We start from the raw sequence: 12,184 nt of genomic DNA, 5'->3' as shown, positions 1-12,184 counted from the left end.
ATCATGAGCATGAAGAATTTGCCGGGCGCACCAATCGGGCGCCCGAGCGCTAGCGTGCGCAGTGAAATCCTGCCGCGCGCGCTGGAGCGTTGGAACCCCGAGATTCGCGCTGCAGATCGCGATGAAGACCGGGCAATCAGCATCTACGACGCCATCGGTTACGACCCCTGGACGGGGGAGGGTGTGACGGCCAAGCGCGTGGCGGGCGCACTACGTAGCCTTGGCAAAGGCCCGGTGACGGTGAACATCAACAGCCCGGGCGGCGACATGTTCGAGGGCCTCGCCATTTACAACCTGCTGCGCGAGCACGAGGGCGAAGTCAACGTCAAGGTGTTGGGGCTGGCGGCGTCTGCCGGCTCGGTCATCGCCATGGCGGGCGACACGGTGCAGATCGCGCGCGCCGGCTTCCTGATGATCCACAACGCCTGGGTTGTGGCCATGGGCAACCGCAACGACCTGCGCGAGCTGGCGACCTGGCTTGAGCCCTTTGATGCCGCCATGGGCGACATCTATGCCGTGCGCACCGGGCTGGAGACCAAGGCCATCGCCAAGCTCATGGACTCGGAATCCTGGATTGGCGGCGCGGCTGCGGTGGAGCAGGGCTTTGCCGATGAGCTACTGGCATCCGACCAGGTGGGCCGTGGCAGCTCGAATGCGAGCGCCTCTGCTGTGCGCCGGCTGGAGGCTGCGCTGCGCAACAGCGGCATGCCCAAGAGCGAGGCAATGCGCCTCATCAGCGAATTCAAGTCCAGCGTGGGCGATCCCGCTGGCGGCGGTGAGGGTGATCCCACCGAACGCGGCCGATCAGCCGCAATTGCGACGGGAGCGGCATCCAGCCTCTCTGCGTCTCTTCTCTCTCACCTCCAACCATCCTGAAAGTGCAATCATGAAAAAATCTCGCTTCCTTTCTATCGGCCTGCTGGTGGCCGTTGCTGCAGTGTCCCTGACCGCTCAGGCTGCAGGCTTCGACGTCCCGGCCTTCGTCACCGCCCATGCCGATGTCTTCAGCGGCCTCGCCATGCTTGGCGCCGCTGGCACAGTGGCTGATGTGTCCGCTGAATACAAGCAGGTCCAGAGTGACCTGAAGGTGGTCAGCGACCAGTTGAAGGCGCATGCCGAGACGGCCGCGAAAAACGCCAACCTCAGCGCCGAAACTCGGCAGCAGGTGGATGCATTGCTTTTGAAGCAGGGCGAGCTGCAAGCCAACGTCCAGAACGTCGAGCAGCTGATCGCCAAGCTCGAAGCGAATGGCGCGGGCGCCGATGTCCAGCATCAGTCGCTGGGCCAGCAGTTCGTGAACAACGAGGAGGTGAAATCCTTCCTCGGCAAGACAACCCCGCGCGGCCGCGCCGACATGACCATCAATGCGGCGATCACCAGCGTGACTACCGACACCGATGGCGCCGCTGGCGACCTCGTGCAGACCACGCGCCTGCCCGGCGTGCAGGCCCTGCCCCAGCGTCGCATGACGGTGCGTGACCTGATCACCCCCGGCAAAATGGATGGCAACGCGCTGGAATACGTGAAGGAAACCGGCTTCACCAACAACGCCGGCATGGTGGCCGAGACCGCCAAAAAACCTGAATCGACAATGAAGTTCGACCTAGTGAGCACCACTGCCAAGGTGATTGCGCACTACATGAAGGCTTCGCGTCAGATCCTGAGCGACGCATCCCAGCTGGCCAGCCTGATCGATGGCCGTCTGCGCTATGGCTTGGCCTTCAAGGAAGAGCAGCAGTTGCTCAACGGTGACGGCACCGGCCAGAACCTGCTGGGCATCATTCCGCAGGCGTCGGCGTTTGCCTCCCCCTTCGATCCTGCGGGAGCGGAGACGAACATCGACAACATTCGCCTTGCTTTCCTGCAGGCTGAGTTGGCCGAGTTTCCTTCCTCGGGCGTGGTGATGAATCCCATCGACTGGGCGCGCATCGAGTTGCTCAAGGACTCCACTGGCCGCTACATCATCGGCAACCCGCAGGGTGTCATCGGCGCCTCCCTGTGGAACCGTCCGGTGGTCACCACCCAAGCGATTGAGGTGGACAAGTTCCTGGCAGGCGCCTTCAAGCTGGGCGCCCAGGTGTTCGACCGCTGGCAGGCTCGCGTGGAAGTCGCCACCGAGAACGAAGACGACTTCGTGAAGAACATGGTCACCATCCTGGCCGAAGAGCGACTGGCGCTGGCGGTCTATCGCCCCGAGTCGTTCATCTACGGCGATTTTGGCAATGTGACCTGATGTCCGGGCCCGCTTCGGCGGGCCTGTTCATTTCCACCAGGAGAAACCATGCTCATTAAGTTCAAGAAACCGGATCCGCGCGCCGGCCTGATCGCGCGCATGGACAGCAGCCGCGGACAGCAACTGATCGATGCTGGCGCTGCGGACCGAGAGGCTGAGGGCGCTGCAGCCGTAGCCGGTGCCATGGAGTCTGGCCAGTCGTCTGAAGAATCCGAATCGACTCAGGCATCTGTGGCTGGGGATCAGTCAGTCGAAACGGCCAAGCTCAAGGCAACCCGGGGGCGGAAGTGAGTCTCATCGACCTGGGCACGGCCAAGATTCATCTGCGCACGAATGGCGATGGCGAAGATGAGCTGATCGGCATCTACCTTGATGCAGCGGAGTCCGCTGCCGTCGAGTTCCTAAACCGCAATGTCTACTCGACGCAGGACGAACTGGATGAGGCTGCAGAGCCGGCTGACGCGTGTCCAATGGTCATCACTGGACCCGTGAAGGCGGCCATGTTGTTGATCCTGGGCCATCTGTACGCCAACCGTGAAAACAGCGTGGTGGGCGTCTCGTCCCAAGATTTACCCATGGGTGCGCATTCGCTGCTGTGGCCCTATCGCATAGGACTGGGGGTGTAGAGATGCCAACCGACTGCAATGTGTGCAACGCCACCCGGCTCTGGGCAGAAAAGTGGAGAAGGATCGCATATGAGCGAGCGAAGAAAGTCATCGGACACGCGCCGTCTGATCCAGAGCAACCTGGCAGTGGCCGAGGCCCTGAATCGACAGACTCAGGCGATGAAGGAACTGACGGAGGGCATAGCCTGCCTGCTGGATCAGATGGCTGATGATGCGCAGGAGGTTGCCCAGCCGCGCATGCTGGATGGGAGCTTGCTGTGATCGCCGCCGGGAAACTACGCCACTTGGTCAGCTTGCAGTCTCGTCAGACAGGCCGCGATCCTGACTCGGGTGCCGTGATTGATCTTGGCTGGGTGGAGGTGACCAAGCTCTGGGCGAGTGTAGAACCACTCTCCGCCCGTGAGTTCATTGCAGCTGCCGCCAGCCAGTCCAAAGTCACGGCGCGCATCGTCACGCGGCGTGATTCCCGTGTCACCGCAGCCATGCGCTTGGTGCATGCCGGTCGCATCTACAACATCGAAGGTGTGTTGCCAGATCCTGCCAGCGGTCTTGAGTACCAGACCCATCCAGTAAGCGAGGGCGTCAACGATGGCTGATATCCAATTCAAGCTGACCGGATTTGATGAGGTCTCCAAGCGCTTGCAGGCCTTGCCTGTGGAGTTGCGAAAGAAGCCCGCGCGCTCGGCACTGGGCAAGGCCGCCACTCTTGTGCGCGGCCAGGCTCAGACCAATGCTATCTGGATGGATGACAAGGCCACGGGGCGCAAGATCGCGGACAACATCATCCAGCGCTTTCGCTCCCGCTACTCCAAGCGCACAGGCGACGTGATGATCTCTGTCGGTGTGGGGACTGAAAAGGGGCGCATCCCAAAGGGCAACCCTGATGAAGGCCCCAAGGGCAACACGCCGCACTGGCATCTTAAGGAACTGGGTACTGAGCATATGCCGGCCGATCCATTCCTGAGACCGGCGGCAGAGCAGCAAGCTGAGGCGGCCATTGCTTTGTTTGGCACTGAGCTGGACAAGGCCATCACCCGGCTTGTGAGGCGCATGAAATGAATGCGCCGCCGCTGTACCGCCTGGCCAAGCTGTCGCCCTCTGTGCTCGCCGTGCTGGGTTCGCCAGAGCCCCGCATCTACCCTTGGGGTGAAAACAATGACAAGCCCGTTGTCTACCCCTATGTGACCTGGATAGAGGTTGGTGGTGCTCCATACAACCACCTGGCCGGACGGCCCACGGTTGATCGCACCACAACGCAGATTGATGTCTGGGCGAAAGCCGCAGACAGCGCCCAGGCGCAAAGGATGGTCGAAGAGGCCGCCACGGCGTTGCGGGATGCGATTGAGCTGGACTGCTACATCACATCTTGGCGCCGGCACCCGCGTGACGCCGATACCAAGGTATACCGCATCAGCTTCGACGCCGAGTGGCAATTGAATCGCTGATGCACTGATCACCCGCATGGGCCGCCTAGAGCGGCCCTCTCTGTTTCTTGAAAGGACTTGCCATGGACCGCATCCTCCCGCAGGGCTCCGAGCTTTTTGCGCTTGCGCCCAAAAAAGACGCGCCGACCGAATTTGAGGTCATCAAAGTGGATTGCGCGATTTCTGTTGATTTTGGGGACGACGAGCGTGACGATCTGGAGGACACATGCCTCGAAGAGCGTGACAACCACACCACCATTCCGGGGCTGAACACCCCCGGTGAGTCTGCAGTCACCGTCCGCATTAACCCCCAGAATCCTGGCCACGTGCGCCTGCACCAGCTGTCTGACACTGGTGAGCGTCTGCTGTGGGCATTGGGCTGGTCTGACGGCACAGCGCCTGCCACGCTCAAGTCCGGCGGCACGATGGAGTTTGAGCTGCCCACGTCACGGACCTGGAACGTATTCCAGGGGCACATCAAGCGCTTCAACTTCGCGGGCTTTGAAGTCGGTGGCGAACCCATTCAGGGGGCCATCACCATCAAGCGCGCCACCAAGCCCGTGTGGGTCGTGAAGGTGTCCACACCATGAAGCTCGCAGACCTGCAAAAGAACGGCGGCTTTGTGGATGCCGCCCCGGTGAAAAAGCCCATCAAGTGGAAAGCGCCTGATGGCTCTGAGCAGGCGGGCGACATCTGGATCGTCCGTCAGCCCTTTGGTGTGATCGAGCAGGAGATCGGCAATGCTGCTCCTGATCGCAGCAAGGGAGCAAAGATGATTAGCCTCAGCGTGCGGCTCGATGGCGGTAAAGAGCAAATGACCTATGACCAGGCGTACAGCCTCACCCCGGCCCTGGCTTGGGCAATGGTGATGGCCATTAACGAGGTCAATGCCCCAAAAAACTCACAGCCGTCGATGAGTTCTGGCACGAGCTCGTCCTCGCCGGCATCGGCGGCAAAACCATCGCGGAGGCAAAAGACCGCTTGAGCTTTGATGAGGTGCAGTCGTGGCTGGCATTTCGTGAGAAATACGGTTCGCTGCATCTACAAACTCATATCGAGCGCGCGGCCGCAACTGTCGCCCACACCGTCAGCCAGACGGTGGCGCGCAAGAAAAGCAGCCAGGCTCCCAGGTTCGAGGACTTCTTGCCTCAACGAAAGGGAGCGCAGGCGGCAGTCATCACCCTTGAGGAGGCAATGCGCGAGTGGCGGTAGCCGCTTGCGAGCCTCCCCGACCATCGCAGGATTTTTGAACCATGGCTCGTCAACTTGGCACCCTCACCATCGATCTGATTGCCAAGATCGGCGGCTTTACTGAAGGCATGACCAAAGCCGAGCGGGTGGCAGATCAGAAGTCACGCGAGATGGAGCGCAAGATGAAAGAGCGCTCCGAGGCCGTTGAGAAGGCCTGGACCGGTATCGGTGCGGCCATCTCTGCGGGTATTGCGGGCATCACTGTTGGCAGTGTCTTCAGCAAGGTTCTGACGGAATCCAGGAATGCCGAGCAAGAGCAGGCTTTGCTGGCAGCCGCGCTCAAGGCGACAGGTAACCAGGCCGGCTACTCACAGGATCGCCTGAATGAGATGGCCTCCGTGATGGAGGGGATCACCACCAAGTCGGCTGGAGAATTCAACCAGGCGCAAACGGTGCTGCTTGGCTTCACCAACATCGTGGGCGAGCAACTGCCCCAGGCGCTCAAGCAGGCGGCGAATTTTTCCGTCCGTACTGGTGCTGACATGAAGTCTGCGGCTGAGACGGTTGGTCGTGCCTTGGACATTCCCAGCGTGGGCATGGCGAGCCTGGCGCGTCAGGGCTTCAAGTTCTCCGAGTCGCAGATCGAGGCCGCCGAGAAGCTGGAGCAAACCGGTCGCATCGCTGAAGCCCAACAGATTGTTCTGAATGCGCTTGAGGAAACCTATGGCGGTGCGGCAGAGGCTGCTCGCGATACCTTTGGTGGCGCTGTCGATGGCTTGAGAAATGCCCTCAACGGGCTCATGACTGGCGAAGGTGGCAGCCTGGATGGAGCCAAGAAATCTCTTAACGACCTCACAGATACGCTCGGCTCCAACACCACCAAGGCAGCCTTTGAGTCCATTGTCGGCTGGGTTGTGTCGCTGACCAATATGGTGATCCAAGCCACGGCAAACATCGTGGCATTCATGAACACCGCCGACAAACTAGGTGCCCTGACGGGTACAGACGTGTTCGGAAAAATGAAGTCGGAGGCCGAGGCCGCCGGGGCGGAAGTAAAGCGTCTTGGCGACCAGCTTGAAAGGCACCAGGAGGCACTGAAGCGGGATCCATCCAATGTAATTCTGCAGCGCTCGGTCGCCAATACACGCAAGCTTGTCGATGCGGCAACGAAGCGGGCAGCCGGAGCATCAGACACGCTCAAGGATTGGGCCAACGCTGCCGCAACGGCTGCCAAGGTTGATCCCTTGATTACCCCTGATATGACGCCGAGGAAGCCTGGTACGGTCAATCTCAAGGACGGCACGCCGAGTAAAAAGTCTGGCGGTGCCAAGGTCGACAAGGACGCAAAGGCTGCGGATGACTTCCTTCGATCGCTTACAGAGCAGGTCTACAAAACGCAGGAGCGTACCGCCTACGAGAAGCTGTTTTTCGATATTCAAAGCAAGGGATTAAAGCTTTCCGAGTCTCAGCTGGATAAAGCCACCGGCTTGGCGACCATGATCGACATGGCCAAGGAGGCGGAGGTTTCCCGGGCTGCGGAGGTGGCCCGCAGCAATGACTTGTACGAGGCTCAGAATCGCCTTATTGCCAAAGAGCAGCAGTACCAATTGGAGATGCTGACCTACGGCATGGGAGACAAAGCTGCGACCGAGCTGCGGGAGCGCATCAGCCTGATGCAACAGCACCAGGCCGAACTACGTAAGCTCCAGCAGGATCAGGCGCTTGCGCTGGCGGGTACTGACAGTGAGAAAGAGCAAGAGCGTATCCGTGCTCAGTATGCGATGCGCTTGCAGATTGTCGAGACCGCACAAGCGCAAGAGCTGCAACTGTACGAAGACTTCCTGGCTCAGAAGCGCCAAAAGGAAAGTGACTGGGCGGCCGGCGCAGCGTCGGCACTCAATACCTACCTTGAGAACGCACGCGATGTGTATAGCCAGACGCAATCTATTGCGACGACGGCCTTTGGCGGTATGGAGGATGCTCTTCTCGGCTTTGTCAAGACCGGCAATCTGGACTTGAGCAACATGCTTTCCTCCATAGGAGAGCAGGCAATCCGCATGTTGATCCGCTTCGGTTTGCAGATGGTGGCCAACAAGCTTCTGGGGGATACGCTGCAAGCTGCGGGCGTGGCGACCTCAATCGCTGCGGGCTCAGCGACTGCTGCAGCCTGGGCACCGGCGGCTGCTCTTGCATCGCTGGCTTCTTTTGGCGCTAACGCCGCGCCGGCGGCAGCTGGCATCACCAGTACGGTGGCGCTCAGTCAGGGTATGGCTGTGTTGGGCTTCGCGGACGGCGGCTACACCGGCCCGGGTGGCAAGTATCAGCCGGCGGGCATCGTGCACGCTGGCGAGGGTGTGCTGTCTCAAGACGATATGCGCGCGCTGGGTGGGCCTGGAGCTTTCGAGGCATTCCGCCGGTCTCTGCACTCTGGCTACTCGGCTGGTGGCGTGGTTGGTGCTGCAGTGCCTCCGGCAGTGCGGCGCGACTATGCAGCCGAGCTGCGCGGCCAGGCACCCATCGTCAACGTCATCGAGGACGCCAGCAAGGCCGGCCAGATCGAGCAGACGCAAAACGCTGATGGCAGCTACAGCACCAACGTGTTTGTTCGCAATATCCGCAACGGCCGCGAGGAAGCGCTTGCGCTGGAGACAACTTACGGGCTGACGCGCCGAGGACGATAGATGGCAATCACTTCAAACATTGACTGGCCGCAGGGATATCCCTGCGTGCTGCGTGAAGGGCATACAACCCGGCATGTCAAGCCATTTGTGCGGACCCCTATGGAATCGGGGCGGTCACGGCAGCGGCGCAAATTCCTGAGCGTGCCCAGCATGCACACGTGTGCATGGCTGATGACGGAGGCGCAGGCACTTTCCTTTGAGGCGTGGTTTGTAGAGACGCTGATCGATGGAGCGAAGTGGTTCAACATGCCGCTCAGGACGCCCATGGGGCCGGGAAAGCTGCTTTGCCGATTCACAGATATGTATGAAGGCCCGGATTTGGTAGGGGGCGACCGCTGGAAGATCTCAGCTCCGATCGAAGTATGGGCGCGGCCTTTGCTGCCGCCTGGCTGGGGCTTGCTGCCGGAGCTGGTGATCGGCTCCAGCATCATCGACCGGGCCGTGAATCAAGAATGGCCGGGGGGATAGTCATGGCAACCAGTACAGCTTTGAAGCTGCTCTATGCCGGCGACGATGTGACGACCGTGCGCATCTGTACGCTAGACATCGAGCTGCCTGGTGGCGAGCACATACGCCTTGCCCACAGCTATGAAGACCTCACGCTGGGGGTCGACGGTGTGCCGCAACTCTTCGAGGCCTGCGGCCTGGAGATATCCCTACCGGAGCGCAGCACTATCGGAAATCAGTCCCTGCGCTTTGGGTTGGGCGTTGTCGATGGCCGGGCGCATCGTTTGATCAGTGACGCGCTCGACTCTGGCCAGCCCTCGTATGTGGTCTACCGCGAGTATCTGTCGGACGACACATCGGCGCCGGCGGCCGCTCCCAAGCGCATGCTGATCCAGGGGGGTGATCTGAATAGCAACGTCCTGCAGGTCGAGGGCAGCTACTTCGATCTGCTCAACCTGGCTTGGCCGCGTGATCGCTACACGGCGGACAAGGCTCCTGGCGTTAAGTACCAATGAGGCGGTTTCTGAAGTCGCGCTATGTGCGCGGCGGGCGCGGCCCCGTGGACTACGACTGCTGGGGCCTGGTGCGCGATGCGCGCTCGGCGCTGTTTGGCCGGGCCTTGCTGCCGATCCTGCAGGACGCCAGACCGGGTGAGTTGCGCGGCATCACGCGGGCGGTTGACCAGGTCATAGCCCTGCATGGGTTCGCGCAGTGCTCCCCTCGGGTGGGCGCGGTTGCCACGGCCTGGAGGGCCAGCCTGTGCGTGCATGTGGGGCTGGTGGTGGAGGTGGACGGCCAGCTGCGAATACTCGAAACCGATGAGCCCGATGGGCCTTGTCTGACTGCTCTCAACCGATTTCAGGCCAGCTACACGCGGGTTTTGTTTTATGACGATCAAGATTTACCCCGGACAGATGCCGAGCCAGCCTGTGGAGTCGCACCCCTGGGCGGGCACGATTGCGGGCTGGTTTGAGGCGGTCGGCATTGACTATGCGGCGCGCGAGATCCAGCCCATAACGCTGCATCTCAACGGGGTGCTGCTGCCGGTGGAGGCCTGGGCAGAGACGGTGATCAGCAATGAAGACCAGGTTGATATCCGCCCCATCCCCCACGGCGGCGTCTTCAAGCTGGTGGGCAGCATCTTCAACTTCTTCTTCGGCTGGTTACTCCCATCGACCAGCAACCAGCGCTATGACACGCCGCAAGGCAAGCAACTCAGCTCGGCCGAGGGCAAGGCCAACACGGCAAAGCTCAACGGCGTGGTGCCGGAGCTGCTGGGCCAGTTCATCCGCTACCCCGACTATCTGACCCCGCCGCGCCGCTATTTCAGCACGCCGCGCGAGCAGTGGCTGGAGATGCTGCTCTGTGTCGGCCCCGGCCAGTACCAGATCGACCCGGCCACGGTCAAGATCGGCAACACGCCGCTGCGCACTCTGGAGGGCGCTGAGTTCACTGTGCACGGTCCTGGCGCTGATATCGGCGGCATCACCCAGCATGAAAACTGGTACAGCTGCCCAGAGGTGGGCGGCACCAGCGCCGGCACGGCGGGTCTTGAGCTGAGCGCCATTGACTCGGGCAACGTCAACCCCACGGCTGGTAGCTATGCGCTCAACGGCGCACAGATCACGGCAGATGTGGACTGGCCCAATGCCTGGGGCTCTGGCACCGCCATGTCGCTGATGTTTGAGCAGGACGTGACCGTGGCCCTAGAGCTTGAGCCTGGAGAGGGCAGCAACTACTACAACACATTTACCGCCGACTGGCGCGAGATTGCGCCATCGCTGTGGATGCTGCTCACCGCATCCGGTGCGCTTACCGGTTCGCTGCGTGTGGAGTCCGTCGACGGCAATACGATTACCTTGGCTGAAGCGGTCAGTGATGCCGACGGGGGCTTTACTTATAGGCGCATCAGTCACTTGCCCGCTGGGGTCATATCGTTGGCAGTGTGTCGGGCTGGGCGTACATACACGGCTGCGTCAGTGGCCGGCCAGGTGCTGACGCTTGCACCCAGCGAAGGCGGCAGCTGGGCGGGCTTTGCGCCACGCACAGTGCCGGCGGCAAAGGCCAGCTTTACCGTGCAGGCAGATACTGTCTACGGTGAGCAGGCCGGCCCCTTTGTAAGCTGCCCAGCCGCAGAGGTCAGCAGCACGCTGGAGGTGGATATTTTCTTCAGCCAGGGCCTTTGCTATGTCTCCGACAAGGGGGAGGTGCAGGGCAGATCCGTGGGGGTGGAGATCCAGTACCGTGACTATGCCGCCGGCGGCGCCTGGCAGAGCGTGGTCAAGTGGTACACCGATGCCACCATGGACCAGATCGGTTTCACCGAGCGCATTGCCTTGCCCTATGCCATGCGGCCGCAGGTACGGGTGCGGCGCAGGGGCGCCAAGAGCACCAGCACGCAGGTGCACGATGAGGTGCAGTGGTACGCCATGCGCACGCGGCTGCCAACGCGCACCAGCTACCCGGACTGGACCACGCTGAGCGTGCGGGTGCGGGGCCTCGGGCAGATCGCAGCCAGGTCGGAGAACCAGGTCAACCTGGTGGCCACGCGCATGCTGCCCGTGCTTCAAGGCGATGGCTCCTGGAGCGCAGATCAGCCTACACGGGATATCTCGGCCGCTCTGCGGCACATCAGCAGCACGGTGGGTTATGGCCTGGACAGCATCGACATGGCCGAGCTGCAGCACCTGCATGGCATCTGGATGGCTCGTGGTGAAACGGCAGACCATGTGTTTGACGAAACCACGGTGCTCGCCGCCCTGCAGGCAGTGCTGGCCGCAGGCATGTCCGAGCTGACGATTGATGACGGCCTGCTGCGCTCTGTGCGCGCGGGTGTGCGTACGGTCGAAGACGGCCATGCCTACAGCGCGCAGAACACCACGGAGGGCATTGCGCGGTCATTCAGCGGCATCCGGCCCGACGACAACGATGGCGTGGAGGTGGAGTTCAGCGATGCAGACGACAACTGGAACACCAAGACGGTGAACTGTGTGCTGCCAGGCTCGCTGGGCATCAAGCTGGAAAAGCTCAAGGTGTTGGGGGTGACAGACCGAACGCGCGCCTGGCGCATCGGCATGCGCAGAGCCCGGCAGCAGCGGTATGAGCGCTGGACGTACAGCTTCACCACGGAGCTGGACGCGCTGAACAACAGCTATGGCGACTTTGTCAGCCTGGTAGATGACATCCCCGGCTTCGGCCAATCGGCTCTGCTCACTGGCATCAGCAATGCCAGCGGCCAGGCCCGGTTGGAGGTGACGGAGCCGCTGCGCTGGGATAGCGCAGATCCGTATGTCGTGGCGTTTCGCAGGCCTGACGGCACGCTGGCCGGGCCATGGCCAGCCGCTCAAGGGGCAAGCGCCTATGAAGTGCTGGCCCCGATTCCTGCTGGGGAGTGGCCGCAGATCAAGCTGCCGGAGCCGCCGCATGTGTATTTCGGGCCGGTCGCCCGCTGGAGCTTCCCGGCCATCGTCAAGAAGGTCAGCCCCAGCGGCACCGATGGTGCCAGCGTGCAGTGCGTGAACTACGACGCGCGCCTGTTCGATGACGACAACAACGCGCCACCGCCACTTTGAGTAGCCGGCC

The 12,184-nt window shown here is 61.7% G+C and carries 16 protein-coding genes; all 16 read left to right on the top strand.

The genetic code is table 11. The features are described 5' to 3' along the window. Positions 1–3 precede the first annotated feature (3 nt). The 16 genes from CTR2_RS20685 to CTR2_RS20610 all read left to right on the top strand — a co-directional run bounded on the left by CTR2_RS20685 (position 4) and on the right by CTR2_RS20610 (position 12,174). Positions 4–876, top strand: coding sequence for a head maturation protease, ClpP-related (locus tag CTR2_RS20685; RefSeq protein ID WP_087081380.1), 873 nt, complete (start codon positions 4–6; stop codon positions 874–876). A 10-nt stretch (positions 877–886) separates the two neighbouring features. Then, on the top strand, positions 887–2,233 hold the full coding sequence (locus CTR2_RS20680; protein WP_087081382.1) for a phage major capsid protein: 1,347 nt from the start codon (positions 887–889) through the stop codon (positions 2,231–2,233). A 48-nt stretch (positions 2,234–2,281) separates the two neighbouring features. After that, positions 2,282–2,524, top strand: a complete 243-nt coding sequence (locus tag CTR2_RS20675; RefSeq protein ID WP_087081383.1) for a hypothetical protein — start codon at positions 2,282–2,284, stop codon at positions 2,522–2,524. Next, a complete protein-coding gene (locus CTR2_RS20670; RefSeq protein ID WP_087081385.1) occupies positions 2,521–2,859 on the top strand; it encodes a head-tail connector protein in 339 nt (112 codons plus the stop codon). The genes CTR2_RS20675 and CTR2_RS20670 overlap by 4 nt, the downstream gene beginning before the upstream one ends. A gap of 69 nt (positions 2,860–2,928) precedes the next feature. Continuing rightward, positions 2,929–3,120 (top strand): hypothetical protein, encoded by a 192-nt coding sequence (locus CTR2_RS20665; RefSeq protein ID WP_087081387.1) that lies wholly within the window; start codon positions 2,929–2,931, stop codon positions 3,118–3,120. Further along, the gene (locus CTR2_RS20660; protein WP_087081389.1) at positions 3,117–3,455 is read left to right on the top strand and encodes a phage head closure protein; all 339 of its coding nucleotides are present in this window, start codon (positions 3,117–3,119) and stop codon (positions 3,453–3,455) included. The genes CTR2_RS20665 and CTR2_RS20660 overlap by 4 nt, the downstream gene beginning before the upstream one ends. Continuing rightward, positions 3,448–3,918, top strand: coding sequence for an HK97-gp10 family putative phage morphogenesis protein (locus CTR2_RS20655; RefSeq protein WP_087081391.1), 471 nt, complete (start codon positions 3,448–3,450; stop codon positions 3,916–3,918). The genes CTR2_RS20660 and CTR2_RS20655 overlap by 8 nt, the downstream gene beginning before the upstream one ends. Continuing rightward, entirely contained in the window at positions 3,915–4,304 is a 390-nt protein-coding gene (locus tag CTR2_RS20650) for a DUF3168 domain-containing protein (RefSeq protein ID WP_087081393.1), read from the top strand. The genes CTR2_RS20655 and CTR2_RS20650 overlap by 4 nt, the downstream gene beginning before the upstream one ends. Before the next feature lie 62 nt (positions 4,305–4,366). Beyond that, positions 4,367–4,873, top strand: a complete 507-nt coding sequence (locus tag CTR2_RS20645) for a phage tail tube protein (protein WP_087081396.1) — start codon at positions 4,367–4,369, stop codon at positions 4,871–4,873. Further along, positions 4,870–5,268, top strand: coding sequence for a phage tail assembly chaperone family protein, TAC (locus CTR2_RS20640; protein WP_087081398.1), 399 nt, complete (start codon positions 4,870–4,872; stop codon positions 5,266–5,268). Before CTR2_RS20645 ends, CTR2_RS20640 begins: the two co-directional genes overlap by 4 nt. Next, a complete protein-coding gene (locus tag CTR2_RS20635) occupies positions 5,265–5,495 on the top strand; it encodes a phage tail assembly protein T (protein WP_057092921.1) in 231 nt (76 codons plus the stop codon). Before CTR2_RS20640 ends, CTR2_RS20635 begins: the two co-directional genes overlap by 4 nt. A gap of 41 nt (positions 5,496–5,536) precedes the next feature. Then, positions 5,537–8,155, top strand: a complete 2,619-nt coding sequence (locus CTR2_RS20630) for a phage tail tape measure C-terminal domain-containing protein (protein WP_087081401.1) — start codon at positions 5,537–5,539, stop codon at positions 8,153–8,155. Further along, positions 8,156–8,623: a hypothetical protein gene (locus CTR2_RS20625; RefSeq protein WP_087081403.1), complete on the top strand. Its 468-nt coding sequence runs from the start codon at positions 8,156–8,158 to the stop codon at positions 8,621–8,623. A 2-nt stretch (positions 8,624–8,625) separates the two neighbouring features. After that, positions 8,626–9,117 (top strand): DUF1833 family protein, encoded by a 492-nt coding sequence (locus CTR2_RS20620; RefSeq protein ID WP_087081405.1) that lies wholly within the window; start codon positions 8,626–8,628, stop codon positions 9,115–9,117. Next, positions 9,114–9,575: a hypothetical protein gene (locus CTR2_RS20615; protein ID WP_087081407.1), complete on the top strand. Its 462-nt coding sequence runs from the start codon at positions 9,114–9,116 to the stop codon at positions 9,573–9,575. Before CTR2_RS20620 ends, CTR2_RS20615 begins: the two co-directional genes overlap by 4 nt. Beyond that, on the top strand, positions 9,490–12,174 hold the full coding sequence (locus CTR2_RS20610; protein WP_087081409.1) for a host specificity factor TipJ family phage tail protein: 2,685 nt from the start codon (positions 9,490–9,492) through the stop codon (positions 12,172–12,174). Before CTR2_RS20615 ends, CTR2_RS20610 begins: the two co-directional genes overlap by 86 nt. The last annotated feature ends 10 nt before the right edge of the window (positions 12,175–12,184 follow it).

Origin of the sequence: Comamonas thiooxydans (assembly GCF_002157685.2) — a bacterium.
GTDB classification, from domain to species: domain Bacteria; phylum Pseudomonadota; class Gammaproteobacteria; order Burkholderiales; family Burkholderiaceae_C; genus Comamonas; species Comamonas testosteroni_H.
The sequence above is the reverse complement of the archived record's forward strand: the minus strand, read 5'-3'. Positions and strand labels throughout refer to the sequence as shown.